Annotated in this window: 24 protein-coding genes; 16 read left to right on the plus strand and 8 right to left on the minus strand. The window is 40.5% G+C overall.

Annotated features, from left to right (window positions below; genetic code table 11):
* The first annotated feature begins 131 nt into the window (after positions 1-131).
* From LEP1GSC202_RS14345 to LEP1GSC202_RS14360, 4 genes are read left to right on the plus strand one after another with little or no spacing between them, the layout of a single operon-like run.
* The gene (locus LEP1GSC202_RS14345) at positions 132-347 is read left to right on the plus strand and encodes an LIC12298 family protein (RefSeq protein ID WP_015678433.1); all 216 of its coding nucleotides are present in this window, start codon (positions 132-134) and stop codon (positions 345-347) included.
* Positions 348-403: 56 nt separating this feature from the next.
* Entirely contained in the window at positions 404-1,153 is a 750-nt protein-coding gene (locus LEP1GSC202_RS14350; RefSeq protein WP_039929093.1) for an ABC transporter permease, read from the plus strand.
* A gap of 6 nt (positions 1,154-1,159) precedes the next feature.
* Positions 1,160-2,347 (plus strand): ABC transporter ATP-binding protein, encoded by a 1,188-nt coding sequence (locus tag LEP1GSC202_RS14355; protein ID WP_015678461.1) that lies wholly within the window; start codon positions 1,160-1,162, stop codon positions 2,345-2,347.
* A gap of 58 nt (positions 2,348-2,405) precedes the next feature.
* Positions 2,406-3,710, plus strand: a complete 1,305-nt coding sequence (locus LEP1GSC202_RS14360; protein WP_015678519.1) for a UDP-glucose dehydrogenase family protein — start codon at positions 2,406-2,408, stop codon at positions 3,708-3,710.
* A 41-nt stretch (positions 3,711-3,751) separates the two neighbouring features.
* Here the strand turns inward: LEP1GSC202_RS14360 and LEP1GSC202_RS14365 are convergent, their stop codons facing one another.
* Positions 3,752-4,573: a thioredoxin fold domain-containing protein gene (locus tag LEP1GSC202_RS14365; RefSeq protein ID WP_039929120.1), complete on the minus strand. Its 822-nt coding sequence runs from the start codon at positions 4,571-4,573 to the stop codon at positions 3,752-3,754.
* Between the two features lie 98 nt (positions 4,574-4,671).
* Here LEP1GSC202_RS14365 and hisE point away from each other — a divergent pair, with 98 nt between their 5' ends.
* Both hisE and lpxK read left to right on the plus strand, forming a co-directional pair.
* Complete coding sequence (gene hisE, locus LEP1GSC202_RS14370; protein WP_015678552.1) at positions 4,672-4,950, plus strand: phosphoribosyl-ATP diphosphatase; 279 nt, start codon at positions 4,672-4,674, stop codon at positions 4,948-4,950.
* A 20-nt stretch (positions 4,951-4,970) separates the two neighbouring features.
* Positions 4,971-6,110 (plus strand): tetraacyldisaccharide 4'-kinase, encoded by a 1,140-nt coding sequence (gene lpxK / locus LEP1GSC202_RS14375; RefSeq protein ID WP_039929094.1) that lies wholly within the window; start codon positions 4,971-4,973, stop codon positions 6,108-6,110.
* On the opposite strand, the gene mnmC1 is transcribed toward lpxK, so the two are convergent.
* From mnmC1 to LEP1GSC202_RS19920, 3 genes are all read right to left on the minus strand, one after another.
* Entirely contained in the window at positions 6,046-7,299 is a 1,254-nt protein-coding gene (mnmC1, locus tag LEP1GSC202_RS14380) for an FAD-dependent 5-carboxymethylaminomethyl-2-thiouridine(34) oxidoreductase MnmC1 (RefSeq protein ID WP_015678522.1), read from the minus strand. The two genes, lpxK and mnmC1, sit on opposite strands and share 65 nt — an antisense overlap.
* The gene (gene mnmC2, locus LEP1GSC202_RS14385; RefSeq protein ID WP_015678444.1) at positions 7,300-7,962 is read right to left on the minus strand and encodes a tRNA (5-methylaminomethyl-2-thiouridine)(34)-methyltransferase MnmC2; all 663 of its coding nucleotides are present in this window, start codon (positions 7,960-7,962) and stop codon (positions 7,300-7,302) included.
* Positions 7,963-8,137: 175 nt separating this feature from the next.
* A complete protein-coding gene (locus tag LEP1GSC202_RS19920) occupies positions 8,138-8,278 on the minus strand; it encodes a hypothetical protein (protein WP_015678499.1) in 141 nt (46 codons plus the stop codon).
* A 61-nt stretch (positions 8,279-8,339) separates the two neighbouring features.
* Between LEP1GSC202_RS19920 and flhF the strand changes: the two genes are divergently transcribed.
* The 9 genes from flhF (at position 8,340) to LEP1GSC202_RS14430 (ending at position 16,096) form a co-directional block, all read left to right on the plus strand.
* Positions 8,340-9,692 carry a flagellar biosynthesis GTPase FlhF gene (gene flhF / locus LEP1GSC202_RS14390; RefSeq protein WP_015678539.1) on the plus strand — a complete coding sequence of 451 codons (1,353 nt, stop codon included), beginning with the start codon at positions 8,340-8,342 and terminating at the stop codon, positions 9,690-9,692.
* A 34-nt stretch (positions 9,693-9,726) separates the two neighbouring features.
* Positions 9,727-10,650, plus strand: a complete 924-nt coding sequence (locus LEP1GSC202_RS14395) for a MinD/ParA family protein (RefSeq protein WP_015678483.1) — start codon at positions 9,727-9,729, stop codon at positions 10,648-10,650.
* Positions 10,651-11,124, plus strand: coding sequence for a hypothetical protein (locus LEP1GSC202_RS14400; RefSeq protein ID WP_015678555.1), 474 nt, complete (start codon positions 10,651-10,653; stop codon positions 11,122-11,124).
* 97 nt (positions 11,125-11,221) lie between these two features.
* Positions 11,222-12,022, plus strand: a complete 801-nt coding sequence (gene whiG / locus LEP1GSC202_RS14405; RefSeq protein ID WP_012387953.1) for an RNA polymerase sigma factor WhiG — start codon at positions 11,222-11,224, stop codon at positions 12,020-12,022.
* 6 nt (positions 12,023-12,028) lie between these two features.
* The gene (locus tag LEP1GSC202_RS14410) at positions 12,029-14,020 is read left to right on the plus strand and encodes a FapA family protein (protein WP_015678554.1); all 1,992 of its coding nucleotides are present in this window, start codon (positions 12,029-12,031) and stop codon (positions 14,018-14,020) included.
* Positions 14,021-14,032: 12 nt separating this feature from the next.
* The gene (locus LEP1GSC202_RS14415; RefSeq protein ID WP_015678493.1) at positions 14,033-14,323 is read left to right on the plus strand and encodes a hypothetical protein; all 291 of its coding nucleotides are present in this window, start codon (positions 14,033-14,035) and stop codon (positions 14,321-14,323) included.
* Positions 14,324-14,369: 46 nt separating this feature from the next.
* Positions 14,370-15,245 carry a hypothetical protein gene (locus LEP1GSC202_RS14420; RefSeq protein ID WP_015678449.1) on the plus strand — a complete coding sequence of 292 codons (876 nt, stop codon included), beginning with the start codon at positions 14,370-14,372 and terminating at the stop codon, positions 15,243-15,245.
* A 12-nt stretch (positions 15,246-15,257) separates the two neighbouring features.
* Entirely contained in the window at positions 15,258-15,542 is a 285-nt protein-coding gene (locus tag LEP1GSC202_RS14425) for a DUF370 domain-containing protein (RefSeq protein ID WP_015678489.1), read from the plus strand.
* A complete protein-coding gene (locus LEP1GSC202_RS14430; RefSeq protein WP_015678525.1) occupies positions 15,539-16,096 on the plus strand; it encodes a guanylate kinase in 558 nt (185 codons plus the stop codon). The genes LEP1GSC202_RS14425 and LEP1GSC202_RS14430 overlap by 4 nt, the downstream gene beginning before the upstream one ends.
* An 87-nt stretch (positions 16,097-16,183) precedes the next feature.
* On the opposite strand, the gene LEP1GSC202_RS14435 is transcribed toward LEP1GSC202_RS14430, so the two are convergent.
* Together LEP1GSC202_RS14435 and LEP1GSC202_RS14440 are read right to left on the minus strand one after the other, a co-directional pair.
* Positions 16,184-16,834, minus strand: coding sequence for a periplasmic-type flagellar collar protein FlbB (locus tag LEP1GSC202_RS14435; RefSeq protein WP_015678547.1), 651 nt, complete (start codon positions 16,832-16,834; stop codon positions 16,184-16,186).
* The gene (locus LEP1GSC202_RS14440) at positions 16,834-17,433 is read right to left on the minus strand and encodes a flagellar export protein FliJ (protein WP_015678509.1); all 600 of its coding nucleotides are present in this window, start codon (positions 17,431-17,433) and stop codon (positions 16,834-16,836) included. The genes LEP1GSC202_RS14435 and LEP1GSC202_RS14440 overlap by 1 nt, the downstream gene beginning before the upstream one ends.
* 139 nt (positions 17,434-17,572) lie before the next feature.
* Here LEP1GSC202_RS14440 and LEP1GSC202_RS14445 point away from each other — a divergent pair, with 139 nt between their 5' ends.
* A complete protein-coding gene (locus tag LEP1GSC202_RS14445; protein WP_244147731.1) occupies positions 17,573-18,211 on the plus strand; it encodes a hypothetical protein in 639 nt (212 codons plus the stop codon).
* 15 nt (positions 18,212-18,226) lie between these two features.
* Here the strand turns inward: LEP1GSC202_RS14445 and LEP1GSC202_RS14450 are convergent, their stop codons facing one another.
* Positions 18,227-19,030, minus strand: coding sequence for an IS3 family transposase (locus LEP1GSC202_RS14450; protein WP_015675630.1), 804 nt, complete (start codon positions 19,028-19,030; stop codon positions 18,227-18,229).
* On the minus strand, positions 19,027-19,293 hold the full coding sequence (locus tag LEP1GSC202_RS14455) for a transposase (protein WP_015675631.1): 267 nt from the start codon (positions 19,291-19,293) through the stop codon (positions 19,027-19,029). Before LEP1GSC202_RS14455 ends, LEP1GSC202_RS14450 begins: the two co-directional genes overlap by 4 nt.
* Positions 19,294-19,333: the final 40 nt, after the last annotated feature.

A 19,333-nucleotide genomic window follows, 5' to 3' on the forward strand; every position in this document is an offset into this window, starting at 1 on the left:
CCAATCAAAACGTGAAAAAAATATTGACTTAACTTCTCATATGTTAAGTAGTGTAAACAAGCGTTTAGTATATTATTGGTGTTATTTTTTAGTTTTATGTCGTCTAACTAGATGACGGGGAGGAAAAACCTATGATCGTTCGATCCATCCAACAACCCGCTTATAACCGCCACAAGGACACTGGGCTTCCAGGCCAAGGTCCTAAAAAGGGATTTGCCCAAAACCAATCGGAGAAAACTTTCGAAGAGTACCTAATGGAAGCATTCCAAGGAGAGGTAGTCCAAAAAGGAAATTGGGTATCACCCCAACTCTCTGACTTAGGGAAAAAGAATCTAAGGAAGATGTGATTCCCACTCTCTGGTTTCTGGTCTAGAATCAGAACCCAGGGGCCGACAATCAAAGTATGGAGAAACTTTCCATACTTTGGGCACTCGTTCGGCGTGACTACGCTCTGCAATACGCAGGTTCCTTTCTGGGAATCTCCTGGATGTTTTTGCAGAACCTAGTACTCATCAGTTTGTACGCCCTCGTTTTCCTTGTCCTCAATCTCAAACAACCATCCACTCAAGAGGATTTCACTGCTTACCTACTAACGGGCCTTCTCTTTTGGATCCCCATCCAAGAACTCCTCGTACGAGGCACTGGGATCCTCACAGACAATCGTTCTTTACTCAAACGTTCTAGCCTTGGCATTGATTTGTTTTTGTGGATACCCTATGTCCAATTTTTGATCCATAGTTTTGTTACTTCTATCCCTGTATTTTTGTATTTGGCTTATTCTGGAAAACTTCGGTTTTCTGGAGTTCTCATCGGTTATATGGTCCTTGTGTCCTCGGGATTGTATTTGATGTTACTCCTCCATTATCTCTCCAGGTTAAATATTTTATTAAAAGACATATCACCTTTGATTCGTTTGGTGAGCCAATTGATTTTTTGGGGTATCCCAGTATTGTATTATCCCACCGGTTATTTGAAAAAATGGAATGAGTGGAACCCGTTTACCATTCCTTTGGATGTCTTTCGTACGTCTGTGATCAATGGATTTCAGGCTCAATTTGATTGGTATCACATCCTACCGTTTTTGTTTTTCTTTTATCTCGTCTTTCTCCTGGCAAAAAGAAAATTCCAGTCCGTGATTTTGGACCACCTCTAATCTAAGATGGTTTCTATTCTCATCGAAAATCTTTCCAAGGATTACCATGGATTTTCTAGGCCTTGGAAACGGATCATTGCTGGACTTAGTTTTGGATATTTCGGAGTAGATTCAAAGTTTACCGCCATACGTTCGTTAGGATTAAAAATTCAACCAGGAGAAATTGTTGGGATCATTGGAAGGAATGGCGCTGGAAAATCCACACTTTTAAAACTCATTACGGGAGTGATCCAAAAAGATAAAGGTACCCTCCAAGTGAATGGAACCGTGCGTGCCCTTTTGGAATTAAGTGTTGGTTTTAATCCAGAACTTTCTGGTGAAGAAAATGTTTATTTTAATGGACTTGTTTGGGGATACAAACCTTCTGAAATCAAATCCCTTGCTGATTCTATTTTTGCTTTTTCAGAACTAGAAGAATTTCGAAATACACCTTTAAAAAACTATAGTTCTGGGATGGCGATGCGACTTGGATTCAGTTTGGCAACGGCCAAACGCCCCGATATCCTCATCGTCGATGAAGCGTTAGCTGTCGGTGATGCCAGTTTCCAACAGAAATGTTTAAAAAGGATTAAAGAATTCTCGGCGAGAGGATCTTCCATTTTGGTTGTGAGCCATGATTTAGGACTCGTTTCTTATTTTTGTACCCGTGCTGTCCTAATGGAAAAAGGGGAACTTTTGTATGATGGACATCCGAAGGACACCATTGAACGATACATGTTTGTCCTTTCGGGAGATGCAAAACAAGTTGATAAACATTTGAGACATACAAACCTCAATTTGTTTGTCCAAATGCAAAATGAAACAGGTGTTCGGTCTGAGATTTTTTTCATCGGTGCGAAGGCAGAACTCCTCATCTCTTTCGAACCCCATTTTGATTGTGAAGGGGCAACGGTTGGTTTCCATATCGACAATGAAAAAGGGATTCGGATTTTCGGAACGAATACCCATCTTTTGGGGAACCGCCAATGGAACCTGCAAAAAGGGAAACATTATTCCGTGCGATTCCAATTCCCCATCCAATTTGGACCTGGAAAATACAGTGTGGGCATTTCGATCCACAAGGGTGAGTCGCACATCGAAGGAAGTTTTTTTTGGAGTGAATCGATTTTAGATTTCGAAGTAGAACAAGGCCAAATCCAAAAATTTGTAGGGGTTTGCCACCTGCCTACCGAATTCCAAATCCAAGAAGGTTAGAGCGAGTCAAAAGAAAAACAGTTTCCTTTTCGGTGAAAATTGAAACTCTGGAAATCCTATGAAAGTTTGTGTCGTCGGAACCGGATATGTGGGCCTCGTTGCAGGTACCTGCTTTGCTGAATATGGCAATGATGTGATTTGTATTGATAAAGATGAAAAAAAAATCACCGATTTAAAAAAAGGAATCATCCCAATTTACGAACCGGGTCTTTCCGAACTCGTAGAACGTAATTATAAAGAGGGAAGGCTTAAGTTTTCTACATCCTTAAAAGATGGAGTGGAATCTTCAGAATTTGTTTTTATCGCAGTGGGAACACCGACATCTGACAACGGTTCTGCGGACCTACGATTTGTATTTGCAGTTGCTGAAGAAGTGGGAAAAACGATGAACGGTTATAAAATCATCGTAGATAAATCTACGGTTCCTGTTGGCACAGCCGATAAAGTCAAAGAAATTGTATCAAAAAACACAAAACATCCGTTTGATGTAGTTTCCAATCCAGAATTTTTAAAAGAGGGTGCTGCGATTGAAGATTTTATGCGCCCGGAACGCGTTGTCATTGGTGCAGAATCGGAAAATGCTGCTAAAAAAATGAGTGAGTTGTACTCACCATTCGTACTCAATGGAAACCCAATCATTACCATGAGCATTCGTTCCGCCGAGCTCACTAAATATGCTTGTAATGCCTTCCTTGCTACCAAAATTTCTTTTGTGAATGAAATTGCCAATTTATGCGATGCGTTAGGTGCAAATTATGATGACGTTCGAAAAGGTATGGGAACGGACTCTCGTATTGGACGCCAGTTTTTATATGCAGGGATTGGTTACGGAGGGTCTTGTTTTCCAAAAGATGTTAGAGCACTTCTGAGAACCGCAGAAGAAGTAAACGCACCCATGCACATCATTCAATCCGTTGAAGACGTAAACGAAAAACAAAAAACTCGTCTTACGGATAAAATTTTTGAACATTTTAAATCCACCGATATGAAAGGGAAAACTTTCGGAATTTGGGGACTTTCGTTTAAACCTGGAACTGATGATATGCGTGAGGCACCATCGATTCCGCTCATTTATGAACTGCATAAAAATGGAGCAAAAATTCAAGTTTTTGATCCAGCAGCGATGGAAACTTCCAAATACTATTTTGATGGAAAGGTTGAATATAAAAAAGACGCTTATTCTACCTTAGAAGGTGCAGACGCAATGTTACTCTTAACGGAGTGGCGTGAATTCCGAGAACCTGATTTTAACAAAATTAAATCACTGTTAAAGTCACCTCTCATCTTTGATGGAAGAAACCAATACAAACCAAGCCTTATGAATGAACTAGGTTTTACTTATTATTCGATCGGGAATCGATAGTTTAAAATTTCGGCAATGTGTTTACCAGAAAGAGAGAGGGATTAAAAACCTCTCTCAATTTCAGATAATGCTTCTTCACATAACGATTTGTCCGCATCAGACACAAGTTTTGGTTTGATATCTGACAAAATTTCTTTTGCTTGTTTCCTTTCCCCAGCTTCCTTTAAGGCAATCCCATAATACAAGGTAGCTGTGATGATCCGTTTTGAGTTTGGATAGAGTTTGATGAATTCTTTCCAAGAAACAACTGCTGAATCCTTGGATTGATTCACTGATTTGACTAAATTTAAATTGAAATGAGAATTTTCACGAACCAAAGGTTGGTCTTTTGCTTTTTGCATCGATTCCAAAAATTGAGTTTCAGCTTTGTCATATTCTTTATTCTGAAAATACAATAGTCCCAATCGAAAATGATAGTTTGGGTTTTGGTTATCTTTTCTTTGTTCTGTTTTGAGATAAGATTCTAAATTAGGTTCCTGTAATATTCTTTTGGAAACAGTAAGGATATCTTCTTTAGTGGCAAGGCCTGCGATCTTTGTGACAAAGTTACCTTCTCCATCTAAAAACAAAATTGTGGGATAACCTTCGATATTGTATTTTTTTCGTAGATTGGGGAACTCCTCCCCATCTAACCGAACCCGTACGAACTGGTCCAAAATCCGGCTGACTTCAGGGTCAGGGAAAATTTCTTTTTCCAACACCAAACAGTAGGTGCACCAATCTGCAAAAACATCAACGATGATGAACTTTTTCTCTTTTTTGGCAGTTTCAAATCCCTTTTGGATTGAGTTCCCCCATTGGGAATTGGCAGAAACAGTAGATGTTTGCAGAAACAATAAAACGAATAAAATGACTCGATTCATCTGCACCAATTCTACTGCGTTTCTCCTCTGGCAAACAACCAATTTTCGCTTTTTCGAAATGGAATAGGCCATTTCCATGGTAGTGGGAAGGCCAAAACATGGAATTTTTACTCAAATTGGAAGATTTGCTCCGCAAACGGAAAGAAGAATTACCTGAAAAATCCTACACAGCGGAATTGTTTCGCGACGGGGTTGATCGTATCTTAAAAAAAATTGGAGAAGAAGCAGGGGAAGTCATCATCGCTGCAAAAAATCCAAATGAAAAAGAACTCATCCATGAAATTGCTGATTTGGTATTCCACTTGGAAGTGTTGATGGTCGAAAAAGGAATCAGTTTGTCCACCATCGCCAAAGAATTAGAAAAACGACATAGCTAAACGTTTCCATTGGGAAACAAATGAAAGTCATCCTCTTACTTTTTTACCCACTCACTTGGGTCTATCGGTTTTTGTTTTGGTTGAACCAAACTAAAATCACACCTTCTCGAATCCCCCATGTGATTGTGATCAGCGTGGGAAATATTACTGTGGGAGGAACAGGTAAAACTCCTTTTGTTCAATATTTAGTTCGTTATTTTCAAAAACATAACAAAGACTATGCGATAACAATTCTCTCACGTGGGTATAAGGCAAAAAAAACAGAGGAAGGTGCCATTTTACCAGATGGAAAATCTCCTGACCTCTATGGTGATGAACCAAGCCAACACAAAGAACGATTTCCAAATGTACAAGTGATCATTGGGAAAAATAGATGGAAGAGTTTTCATACATATAACCAAATCCAATCTCCAAAACATATTGTCATTTTGGATGATGGATTCCAACATAAACAAGTAATTCGGGATTTAGACATAGTTCTGTTAGACGCCAATTCTCCCTTTGGAAATGGATTTACCATACCAATAGGATTTTTAAGAGAACCAATCACTCATTTGCGACGAGCGAGTGCAATTGTATTTACAAAGATCACAGAACACAATCAGGCACAATTCCAAAGAGGTAAAAAGGTTCTGGCAAAAACTGGAATCAATCTGCCAATTTTTTCTTCATTTTTAGATACAGCTTTTTCAGAAATCAATTTAGCACCAGATGCAAAATTTCGTGAAATAGGTCCGAGGACAGATTCTCGGATTTCAGTAAAAAATGTTTCAATTGAGCAAGCACCACCAAATCCAAGTTACTTTCTCTTTACTGGGGTTGGGAATCCGACACAAGTATTACAAACTGCGAAAGATTTTTTAGGAAATCAGGAAATAAAATACAAATTTTTTCCTGACCACTATCCTTTTACAGAATCAGCTTTGTCTTCACTCATTCCCAATCACAATGAGGCGATGGTTTTTTTAACAACGGAAAAGGATTGGGTAAAGGTACGAACACAAACTCAATTTTTAAAAGAACTGGAAAGACGAAAGATCAAACTCTATCTTCTTGCTATTGATGTGATAATCGCAGAAAGTAAAGAATTTGAATCTATGTTAGCTGGTCTCGTTTCCACATACGAAGTAAAAAACGGTCTGGTTTCAAAGACTGGATGATACGATCTGGGATTTCCATTTTTAATTTTGAATTTTCCTTTCTTTCTTTGATGATTTGATCCACTAAAATTTTTCCGGCAAGGAGTGCATGGGTCAGGCCACGAGACCCAAGTCCATTCAAAATCCCAACAGTTTCAAAATAGGGGATTTGAAAGGGTTTTCCATTTTTGCGGAACAAGTTTTGGTACTTCACAGTTGTGTCTAAATCAGAGACTTTTGGAAGTTTTCCTACCACAGGGTGGCGGTCTTGGGACTGAGTCCTATAACTCACTCGAGTTCCAAAGTTTTTTACATCGACTGTCTCGTTTTCGTTAATCACCTTAGCTAAATGTTTCTGCAATCCTTCCCACATCATGATGGTTTCCTTAATCCGAGGTTCTTTTTCTAAATGGAATTCATCAAAACTTGCACCTAATACTCGTTCTCCGTCAATATCCGATGTGATATAGTCTCCATACAAAATGGAAGATTGGTTTTTACAAATAGAGCCAGGAATTTTTACGATTTGACCTCTGACTTGTTTCATTGGAATCCATTGGAGATTAGGATCATTTGCAAATTGGAACCCCTGAGTTAAAAATAAATAATTTGCTGAAAGTGTTCCCGTTTCGGTTTGGCAAATCAGTGTTCCCTCATGGTCATCCATTCCATCCTCTTTACTTGGTTGCCAAGATATGAGGCGTGAGTTACATTTGATTTCCGGTTTTGCCATTTGAATGAGCTCCCTAGTGAGTGCAACAGGGGAAAGGGCTTTTCCTTTGGGAAAGTAAAGAGAATCTAAATTCGAATGGAGTTCTTTTTCAAGGTATGCCTCAGCTTTTGGAATTTGATGTGAAAGTAGTGCATTCGAATAACGGTCATAAGCTGAAATAGTTTCCAGGAGAAAATGAATTCCATCTTTATGCGGGACAAGGGTTCCCAATTCCAAAGATTCCCAAAGTTCTAGAAAGTATCGGTAGGCTAAGTACGAAAATTCCGATTCCGTTGTTTTGTGTTTGGTAAGAAAAGGGTAAACAACTCCAATGGGATTACCACTTGCGTGTTTGGCAGGTGAAGATTCCGATTCTAATAAAATGGTTTTGATTTTTCGTTGAGAAAGAGCATAACAAACGCTAGCTCCCGCAATCCCACCACCGACAACAATTGCCGTTTTTCCTTCGGATTCTCCTTCGTAAGTATTCGTTTCCAATTAAAGGAAAACTCCCGTAAGCATTTCTCTTTTTTTACCAAACCCTTTTTGTTTTTGGATCTGAAACCCAAGTCCCTCTAAATTCCGACGAATGAATCCCGCTGCGGTGAAAGTGGCTAGTCTTGTGCCCACATGGGAATGGGTTTTGATTTTGGTAAGAGTTTCTTCGGACCACATCATTGGATTTTTTTTTGGCGAAAACCCATCCAAGTACCAAAAGTCAACCGATGGAAAATAATCCAAACAATCCAATACATCTCCAAATAACAGTTCTAAGGTGAAAATGTTCTTTGATTGGGGGTGGAGGGTCTCTGTTTTCCAAATCCGATCCATAGGATTTTTTTCCCAACGTTCAAATGCCTTCTCATAGTCCCCGAGTAAGATTTCAGTCCATAATGGCTTACCAGGAAAGGAAAGATTCAGCGACTGTAAAATTTCGATTGGTAGTGGGAACCCTTCTAAACTATAAAAATGGATTGGGGGAGGGTTTGGCAGGTTGTACCAAAATGCCAAGGTCACAAAAAAATTGAGACCAGTTCCAAATCCCAGTTCCCCAATCTGATATATGTTTTTCGAACCTGAGCTTAGAAACTCAGGGATGCGGTTTCCTTCGAGAAATACATACCTTGATTCTTCCCATCCACCTTCTTTCGAAAAATACACATCTCCAAAGCTGAGGGAAATGGGAACCCCTCTTTCAATTCGATAGCAGCTTGGCTTCTGTTTGGTTCCATAAAACTTGTGGGATCGGCACTCTTAACCAATGGTACAAAAGGCAAAGGATTGGGAAACGCAATCTAGATCCGCGTTTTCCAATTCGAATGTTTGGCAAATCATTTCAAAGTCGAAATTTGATCGTTTGCAAAATCAGATTCTCTCGTTCCGTCGGCCAAACAATCGCCCAATCATCCATTCCTTCCCATATCCCTCCGAACTCATGACCAAAGCAACCATACGGGTCAATTTTATTATGTCTCATAAAAAAGACTTTCCAAATAGAGGGTACAAATCATATTTTTCCCAGGTTTGGGGGAGATTCTATGGATTTTGTAAAAATCCGGGGCAAAGACTTACAAGACTGCATCATGCAGATGAAAATGAAGTATGGTCCTGAGGCTCATTTGTATGACCAACGTGTGATCACAGAAGGTGGACTTTTTGGAACCGGCCTTATGGCACAACGTATGTATGAAATCGATGTGGGTGTGCCTGAAAAACAAAATTCCAAAGAAAGGATTGAAAGAAAACTCAAAGACCTCAAAGAACTCATCAAACAAAAACAAAGGACTGAATCCCTCCCCGAATCAGGCCTTGTAGGGATCGGATCCAACCAAAGTCTTTCACTGGCAGGAAGTCCAACTCACAGTTCTTATACGGCACGTAAAAAAAATATTGAATCCGTTCGTCCATTTTCAGAACGAAAACGAAGACAAGGCCAATCGGTTTATGAAATCGAGTCGTTTGAAGAAAGACCAGTGGGTTTGTCCCTTGCGGAAGCAAAAGAATCGTTTTTAGAACCTAAAATTGAATCACCTTCCAAACAAAAAGAAAAACACCCTCATATCCAGAAACTCATCGATCGGCTGTTACGTGAAGGTTTCTCTGAATCCTATTTAGAAGAAATGGCAGTCACACTGGAACAAAGGTTGTCTGCAGTGGACTTAACTCGTTACGCCAATGTGACAGACAAAGCTGTGACGTATTTAGAGGAACGAATCCAAGTGGATTCAGACCTTTTTAGTGGAACCCCTCGGGGAAAACGAAAGGTTGTATTTTTTGTCGGACCCACTGGATCTGGGAAAACAACATCGATCGCAAAGTTGGCTGCTAAGTACAGTTTGCATATGGGGAAAAAAGTTTCCCTTTATACAACTGACAATTATCGTATCGCGGCTATCGACCAATTGAAGTTTTATGCAGATGCAATGGGCCTTCCGTTTTATGCAGCCAAAGACTTACGCAAATGGAAAGAAGCCATCCTACGCGATGGATCCGAACTCATCCTTGTTGACACTGCCGGGTACTCGCACCGTAAGTCAGAGAACCTCGAAAAACTGCAGGAATTTTACGAAGTATTTGGGGAAAAGGATCATATTGAAACCATCTTAGTGCTTTCCTCCACTGTTTCCAAAGACAATGCACTCGCGGTGACAAACGCGTATGAGTCGGTAGGTTATCAAAGAATTTTATTAACCAAGCTCGATGAAGCAGAATTTTTAGGTTCTGTCGTAGAATTAGCCGATACTATTCACAGGGAATTCGCATTCTTAAGTGTAGGGCAGGATGTTCCGTTTGATATCCTAAATGCCACGAAAAAAATCCTTGCCGAATGTGTAATTTTTCCTGAAAAATTGAAAGGGATAGCGGGCGAAGTCTTCGAGAAGACTGTGTAAAAGCGCATCGTTATCCTGATACCTAGGGGTAACGATGGACCAAGCAGCAAATCTTAGAAAGTTAACAGAAACTGGCACCGGATTGAAACTCGTCCAACCCCAGGATGCTGCAAAGAAAACCAAAATCATTGCAGTGGCCTCTGGAAAAGGAGGAGTGGGTAAAAGTACAGTCTCTGTCAATTTAGCCATCTCCATTGCCAAAACGGGCCTCAAAGTGCTTATCTTTGATGGTGACTTGGGTCTTGCCAATGTGAATGTCCTCCTTGGCATCATTCCGAAATACAATTTGTACCACGTTGTCAAAGGCCATAAGTCTTTAAAAGACATCGTAATCTCCACTCCCGAAGGTGTGGACATCATTGCCGGGGCTTCTGGGTACTCCCAACTTGCCAACCTTAACGAAACACAACGAAACAACCTCATCAAAGGATTTGCCGAACTCGATCGTTATGATGTGATGATCATTGATACGGGTGCTGGGATCTCCGCCAATGTGATTGGCCTTGTGATGCCAGCGGATGAAGTCGTGGTCGTCACAACCCCAGAACCTACTTCCATTACCGATTCGTATGGTCTCATCAAATCCATTGTCTCGCAATCCAAAGACAAAAACCTCAAAATCATCGTCAACCGGGTGCGTTCAGCGATCGAAGGGAAAAAAGTTGCAGACCGAGTGATTGATATCTCGGGTCAATTTTTAGAAGTCCAAGTGGAAAACTTAGGGTTTATCTTCCAAGATGAAGAAGTGGAAAAATCCATCCGAGAACAAAAACCATTCATCATTGGTGCCCCACGTTCCAAAGCGGCTGCTTGCCTCACAAGAGTCACTCACACCCTCTTACAGACAGAAGGTGGTTATGATGATGAAGAAGGCCTCACTGGATTTTTTAAGAAGTTCTTTAGTTTTGTGGACTTCAAAGAAAAGGAAATGGAATCCAGAATGGAGGAAGACAACTAAGTGCTCGTCGGATTTGTACTGGGATTTGCAATCCTCGGAGCCATCATTAGTTCCGTTTGTGGATTTTTAGTCGGAAACCGTATCGGTTATATCTTTTTTGTCTCTCTCATATCAACATTTGCTTTTGGTGGACTTGGGTTTGGCATTTTTAGTGTCCTACAAAAGAAAGTCCCTGAATTTTTAGAATTTTTATCTACCTTTTCGATCGGTGGTTTCGGTGGAGAAGGCCATGCGGATGACATGGACCATGACCATGCGGGGATGGAACCTTCTTCTGCCATGGGAACCTCGTCGGATGACTACGGTGTCCAACCGATGGGGGACGCTGCCATGGATGCAAAACTGGCAATGGCCAAGTCAGGAAAGTTTGGAGACCATATCATTGTGGATAAAATTGCGATCAAAAACGAGCCAAAACTCATGGCGGAAGCAATTCGCACCATGATGGCAAAGGATGACCCGCAAGAGGGCTGAAAAATTACTGTTTTTAGAGGACATAAGAAAAAATCCTCTTGTAATTTTCATTTCTTTACGATTTATAAAGTAAAGAGATCCCATACCCTGGTTCCCAATGTCAAGATTGCTAGACAAATACAATCAGTTTGATGAGACAGATCTTTGGAAACAATACCGTGTCAAAAAGGACGCGGAAATCCGAAGTTATCTTGTTGAAAAATATTCACCTCTCGTCAAACACGTGGCCGGGCGGATTGCGATCGGAATGCCACAGAATGTGGAATTTGAAGACCTCGTCAGTTATGGCGTCTTCGGTCTGTTAGATGCCATTGAGAAGTTTGACCCCTCTCGCGAAATTAAGTTCAAAACCTATGCAATGACTCGTATTCGTGGGTCCATCTTTGATGAACTTAGAAGTGTGGACTGGATCCCTAGGTCCATCCGCCAAAAAGCAAAACAACTGGAAAACATCATTGCCATGCTCGAAAACAAAGAGGGCAAAAAGGTGGATGATGAAGAGATCGCCAAAGAACTTGGCGTCTCGATGGAAGAATACAATTCCTTACTTGCAAAACTTTCTGGAACCTCACTTGTTTCTTTAAATGATATCTGGTTTCTCGGTGATGAGAACGATGAAGTTTCCTTTATGGAAACCTTAGAGTCTCCGATGAATATGAACCCAGACAATATCATCGAAAAAGAAGAAATCAAAAACGTAATTGTCGAAGCCATCCAATCCCTCCCTGAAAAAGAAAAAAAAGTCATCGTTCTATATTACTACGAAGACTTAACCTTAAAAGAGATTGGGGAAGTGTTAGAAGTTACGGAATCTAGGATCTCCCAACTTCATACGAAAGCTGTCGCAAGGCTTCGAAGCAAACTCTCCAAAGTCAAATCAGCGATCCAAAAAAGGTAATCGGCAATGTCACTCACTGAATTTCTTACAGAGGAACTAAAAGAGTTCGATCGTAAGGAAAAAGAACAAGTGGAAGTCATTGCTGATACCATCGAAGAGTGTCTGGCCATTGCTTCCAGTCATCTCGGACGCAAAGTTCATGAAATCGATTATACCGTTTTAAAACGTGGGAAAAAATCCTTATTTTTTTCTGAACCATACCATATCCGAGCCTCTGTCATCCCTGATGATATGTTACTGGATGAACTCAGTTTATTGGATGAACACCTAACGGGTGGTAGTGGGAAATTAGTTTCCAAAGAATTAAAAGAACTTGTCACACCAAAAAACAAAGACGGCCGAGTGGTTGTCAAAATTTACAGAACTGGTGTTTTTTTAACCGTTTACCCTCCTTCAGGGGAAGGCCATGAGATGACGATGGCGGATGTTTCCAAAAAACTTTCGTTTCGTGGTGTGGCAGGTGTTGACCAAAACCTAATCAATAAAATCTTAAAAGAGAAAAAAGGGGAACCCGTCCTCATCTCCAACCAAAAACCAAAAGCTGGGAACGACTCCAGTTGTAATGTGGAGATTGCCCAAGAGAACATGCGTGCCTTTGTGACCGTATTCCCTGCAAGGCCAGGTGGACGTGATTTAGAAGTGTCTGACATCGTTGCCGCCTTAAAAGGGATGGGTGTAGCGCACGGACTCAAAGAAGACGAAATCCGCAAAGCCCTTGATGAAGAAGTCCATAACAAACCATTCATTGGGGCAGAAGGTGATTTCCCTGTGAATGGGAAAAATGCAGAGATTAAGTACTACGTCCGCACCGAAAAGAAAATCAATTTTAAAGAAGACCAATCAGGTCGTGTGGACTATAAAGATTTGGATATGATCGAAAACGTTGTCGTTGGACAATTGTTAGCTGAGAAAATCCCCGCTGAAAAAGGAAAGTTCGGTCGCAATTTATTTGGAATGGTTTTACCGGCAAAAGACGGACTCGACACAGAACTCAAACAAGGAAAAGGAACCATTCTTTCCGAAGACAAAATGCGTCTCACTGCCGAAGTCAACGGACAGGTGTTATACGCTGCAGGTCGCCTCTCTGTGGAAACCGTATACCGCATCAATGGGGATGTGGGAGTTCGAACAGGAAATGTTACTTTCCTTGGCTCCATCATCATCACAGGGAATGTGGAAGACAACTATTCTGTGAAAGCTGCAGGGAATATCGAAATTTATGGAACCGTGCAAAAAGCCATTGTGGAAGCAGACGGCGACATCATCGTCCGCCAAGGGGTCACTGGGCGCGAAGAGGCGCGTGTGGAGTCCACAGGTGGGAATATTGTCGCCAAGTTCATCCAAAATGCGACTTGTATCACAGAAAAAGACATCATCGTCCAAGAAGGGATCTTACATTCTCATTTAATGGCAGGTGGAAAAATTTCCTGTAAAGGGAAACGGGGACAAATTGTGGGGGGAACCATCCAGGCCGCCCAACTCATTTCGGCAAAAATCATTGGATCCCAAGCAAACCCACAAACCGATCTCATCGTAGGAAACAATCCCAAGATCTTAAAACAGATCAGTGAGTTTGAAGAGAAGAAAAAAGAAAACCAAGACAAACTCGACCAACTCACGAAAACCATGCGAACTTTAAAGGCACGTAAGGATGCCGATCCTGCTAGTTTTACAGCTGAACAAGATGCCCATTTACAGAAATTAGAAGCAGGGACAAAAAAACTCGAGAAACGGATCGCAGAAGCCAGTAAAGACATCCAAACCCTTACCGAATATATGGACGAACAAGCCGCGAATGGTCGTGTCTCTGTGGAAAAGACCATTTTCCCAGGGGTCACCATCCGGATCCGAAATGCAGATTTCAAACTCCGCCACGAAACCAAAGCCAAAACGTTTTACGAAGAAGAGTCCCAGGTGCGGAGCATGCCGTACGAAGACCCAGATGAAACAAAAAATGACTGGAGAAAAAAGAGAGGGCGTGGTAAGTCTAAGAACTAGGAAGGTTGCCAAATGATACTCAACGAAAATTTCGCCAGTATCGCCCACCACTACGATTTTGCACGTAGGGCTCAGGCTGAAAATCCCTTCACCCACCAAAACCAGGTGGTAGAATTGCAAAAGGTTGTGATCCAAACACAAAACCGAGCCCAAACGGTTCCTGACACAAAATCAGGATACCAAGGTTCGGCTGCAAAACCGAAACAAGACAAAGAGAATTCGGTATTTGCTTATTCCAAAGAAGGGATTATCTACAATCGTCCCAATTTGGAACATGGGTCTCGTTTTGATTCTAAAGCTTAAATTTTTTCTACGGAATGTTGTTGGAAATGTTCTTTAGGGGAAACATATGGAGCTTTTTTCTCTCGTATTAATCAATTTATTATTCTGTGGGATGATGTATGTTTTCATCTCAGCAAAAGTCCAAAAAGCAGTCAGCGAATACTATGATAAAAAACTAAACCGAGCCATCGATATGGCTACGGCGGAAACCATACGGGAGTTAGATGCCACTGTCAGTATCATTGAATCAAAGATGGTGGCACTAAGGTCTATGATGGAAAAGGGTGAAGCTTTGGTAAAAGAATTCAAACATTACCAAAACCAAGGACTCTCCATGAAATCAGAGTTAGTTCCAACTCCTGTTGAAACGGAAGAGCCAATCCTCGATACCAAAGAACAAAGAACAGGTATTGGTAAAATTTACCAAGCAAACCAAATCCCCGTCACAATTGATGAAGCCGAAACTACGGAAGGGGCAGTGAACCAAGCCTTCGGGAAACTAGGAAAAGCTGTGAAAGGAATGTTTGGAATGGAAGCTATGAATTCTCCTACCAAAGAGGCCATCGAAAATTTAGAAGTTCCAACATTCCAACCTAAGATGAATTATACGGTCGGTGGAAATCCTTTCACAGAAGAAAAACCATCCGAATCCATACGCAATGAAATCATAGAAGGCACAAAAAAAAGAGAATTCTTAAATGAAGTATCCAAAGCAAATGATCCTGCTTTTGCTTCCTACCAAAGGATGAACCTTGACAAAGTAGAATTTTCGATTGAGTCTGCATTGGAAGAGTTACCTCCATCAGCCACAAAGATTGATAAAGTGGTTCATCTCATCAAAAAAGGATACAAACACGATGAAATTTCAGAAGCGATAAATATTGGAATTCATGAAATTCATTTGATTGAAACGATTCGACTTGATCGATCTAGAAGAATCTAAAAATATGTTTCCATGTCTTCGTTTCCGGTTCTCAATGTAGGATTTTCCAATGTTGTTTTTGTTTCGAAGATCCTATCGATCCTCATAGCCGATTCTGCAGGAGCAAAACGCCTCCGAACAGAAGCAAAATCGGAGAACCGTCTCATTGATGCAACCTGTGGTCGTAAAACGAGATCTGTTCTCGTTTTGGATTCCGGCCATATCCTCCTCTCAGCCATCCGCCCAGAAAGTTTGTCCAAACGATTGGAGACAGGTGACAACCATATTGGAGAAGGGGAAGAGGAGTCTGAAGATTGAAAGCAATTCCAAATTTATACATCATTTCTTCCGTGGCGGGAGGTGGGAAATCGACCATCATCCAGGCTCTGCTGAAAGAAAACCCGGAATTTTATTTTTCCATCTCTTGCACGACAAGGGCCCCAAGGCCAGGTGATGAAGAAGGAAAAACGTATTATTTTTTAACTGTCCCAGAGTTCCAAAAAAAAATCGTTATGGGAGAGTTTTATGAATGGGCAGAAGTGCATGGCAATTATTACGGAACACCCAAGGCTCCCATACTCGATGCCATCAGGGAACATCGTGTCGCACTTCTTGATTTAGATGTCCAAGGTGCAAAATCCGTAAAAGCAATTAGGCCAGAATCAGTGACCATTTTCATTGAACCTCCGAGCCGTGAGATTTGGATTGAAAGGTTGATCCGCCGTGGTACAGATTCCCAAACCAGTATTGAAAAACGAATCGAAAATGGGATCAAAGAATTAGATGAAGCACCTAGCTTTGATTATGTGGTTGTGAATGATAAATTAGAAGATGCCATCACAGAAGTGAAGGCCATCTTAAGTGGCAAATAAAATCCAAACATCCTTTTGGAACGCTTTCATTCTATTTCACGAAACTGATGTAGAGATTTTACAATCTGGGAAAACCCATTTGTTGTTTTATGGTTCGTCGTTTTCCTCATCAATACTTTTACCATAGTTGGGAACATTTTTGGCACCCGCATCCAACCACTTGTTTGAGATCACTGACCTTCTTTCAGCAGGAAATAAAGTGAGTAAATAGGTAGTGATCGTTTGCCTTCCGTCCTCTTCGGCATCACGATCCATTTGTTCAAAGACTTCAATGATATCATAATCAGGCCAATTGATGAGCATATCCCTCGCGGATTCGGGTGGCATATTGGCAACTTTGTTTGCGAGAACCTTCACTTTTTCGGCACGTGCATTGTCTTTTTTGGCTTTCTCAGCCATTTCCTTTTCTTTTCGTTGGATTCCTTCTTTGAGTTCTTCCAATCGTTCTTTATCTGCATTGAGGGAAGAAGATTTTTCTTCTAACTCACGTTTCATTTGTTCCAATTCTTCTCTGTCTGCAATGAGACGTTCTTTTGCTTTTTCCATTTCCAGTTTTTCCAACTCAGTTGGAGAAAGTAGATCTTGATTTACGAGTCCTGCTTGTTTTTTTAAGAATGGTAAGTAGTCTTCGGCATTGATGACTTGGAAATAATCAAAAACAAAAAATCCAATTGCTACCAAGAAAAAAATCAATACAATCAAAAAGAAGGATCTTGTGTTGTCTGTTACACTTGCCATTATGATTTGCCTTGTCCTAAATAATATTTTTCATAAAAATCGCGGAGAGTTTTAAAGTCAGACGCAAGTTCGTCTCCACCATCTTCTCTGTTTAAAATTTTGAAAGTTTTTGGAATTTTTTTAGAAGCCTTTGGTCCAAAATTTTCAGATGGATCGAATAATGTCTGTTTGCTTAATTGGAAATTAAATTCTTCCACATCCCTTCGTTCCATTCGATTTCTTTTTTTCTTCCATTCGAGAAATCGTTTGTCTTTTAAAACTTCGATCACTTTTTTATTCATTCTTGCCACCATTACATCTTTCCGTACCAAATTCACTTCATGTGTTTGGTTCTCAATTCGGTGGTCTATTTCTTCATTTCGACGAATGAGACCTTTGATGTATTGTTCGATGGAGAGATAATCGGATAAACTGGTTCCCACTTTGGCAGAAGAAAGAATGGCTTCATAAGAAGATTGGATTTCTCTTTCATTATTTTCTTTTTCGGAAATCAAAGTATTGAGTTTGGAGACAACGAGGGACAAACGGCGGATTTCTTCCTCTTCTTTTAGGCTCCGCAGCTTTAAAACCGTTTCCAAACTAAACCGAAATCGTTTCACAGCTGTCTATTTCTTCGGTTCTAAATAATTTTTGTACTCTTTTTTACTCGTCTTTTTAAAAAAATACGTAATTCTTGGAATATTGTCCCATAAATACTTACATCTTCTTCTTTTTCTTTTGAGCCAGGTTTTCGCTACCTTGTCACCTGTCTGGGCCACCCCTCTCAGTGAGCTGGTGGAAAACAGCAAGGGAACTCCTATCCACTTGGAGGGAGATTGGGAGTTTTACCCTCGTGTCTTTTTGTCGGAATCAGAGGAAAGGACAGGTGCAATGCAAACCCTAAAAGTCCCTGGGATTTGGAATTCAGTCCTTGGATCAGGGGAAGGGTATGGCACATACCGCCTTGTTTTGCAAAAACCAAACTTTGTGGAAAAAGACCAAGTCTTTGGAATCAAAATTTTAGATGTCGCCACCGCTTCGCGGGTGATTTGGAACGGGAAATTACTCGGGTCATCGGGAACTGTTGGCAAAAGTAGACCTGAGTCCGATCCATCTTATGTTTTCCAATTGTATCCTCTCCCTTGGAGAGAAGGGACAAATGAACTCTTAATTGAAATTTCGAATTTCCACCATTCGAAAGGGGGAATGTGGGAACCACCTTACATGGGTGAGTGGAACAAATTGTACAAAGAAAGTGAAGCTGATCTTGCTTCTTCTTTGTTTTTAGCGGGCTCTGTATTTATCATCGCTTTATATCATTTTGGTTTATTTTACTTCCGGCGCACAGACAAAGGGAATTTGACCTGCCCCCATTTTCAGTACCAATGGATAAGTTAGTTTTCTCTAAACATTTCAACCATAAGATCGCTTAAACTCTGAAGGAGTCAAGTAATTCAATGAAGAGTGAAGACGCTCGTCGTTGTATTCCTTTTGGAAAATTCGCAAAGCATCGGTTAACTCTCTTTGATTTTTAAAGTAGTGTAGATTCAAACACTCATCTCTAAGTTTACCATTGAAACTTTCTATAAATGCATTTTGTGTTGGTTTTCCTTTTTCAATAAAGTGAATTTCTATCCCCTTATCTTCTGCCCATTTCTGGAAGTCTTTGGATGTAAATTCTGTTCCATTATCCAAAACAAATGCTCTTGGAAGTCTTTCGAGGGTGTTTAAATATCTGATCAACTTTTCTGACGAAAAAGTAAACTCTGCCTGAAGTATGGTATTCTCTCTTGTTAAATGATCAATACCTGTTAAAATTCTTTGCTTTCTTCCATCAATCGTCCGTTCGAAAACAAAGTCCATTGACCAAACTTCGTTTGAATTCTTAGGCAATGGTAGTTGCTGTGATGATGCATTTCTTTTCTTTCGCTTCGGTTTTGTCCTTATTTTAAGCCCTTCTAAGCAATATAGTCGATATACTTTCTTATGATTGATTGTCCTACCCGACCTTCTTAACCTTCGGTAAATTCGTCGATAGCCTTCCCGTTTCCATCGAAAAGCAAGTCTTCGAATTTCGTTCATTGTCTCTTCATCAATAGCTTTCGGCTGATAATAATAACTTGATTTAGGAAGAAGAACAACATCTAGGCTTCTGTTTAGAGAAAGTCCCTCTTCAACTAGCAGATCAACTGCTCTCTCCTTCGTTGATCTGCTCAAAACTTTTTTCCCAAAACATTCTTAATTGCTTGGATTTCGAGAGCCATGTCAGCTACCAATCTTTTGAGATTTGAATTTTCCTGCTCGAGTGCCTTCATCTTCTTGATTTCGCTAAGCTCCATTCCTCCATACTTGTTACGCCAGCGATAAAATGTTTGTTCAGTGATTCCGTATTTTCGTGAAAGTTCCTTGATTGGAATACCTGTTTCTGCTTCCTTTAATATCCGAAAAATCTCGCTTTCTTCTATCTTCTTTCTTGCCATAATGCTCTCTCCTTAATATCGGAGAAAACTAACTTAAATA

The organism is Leptospira yanagawae serovar Saopaulo str. Sao Paulo = ATCC 700523 (genome assembly GCF_000332475.2).
GTDB classification, from domain to species: Bacteria; Spirochaetota; Leptospiria; order Leptospirales; family Leptospiraceae; genus Leptospira_A; species Leptospira_A yanagawae.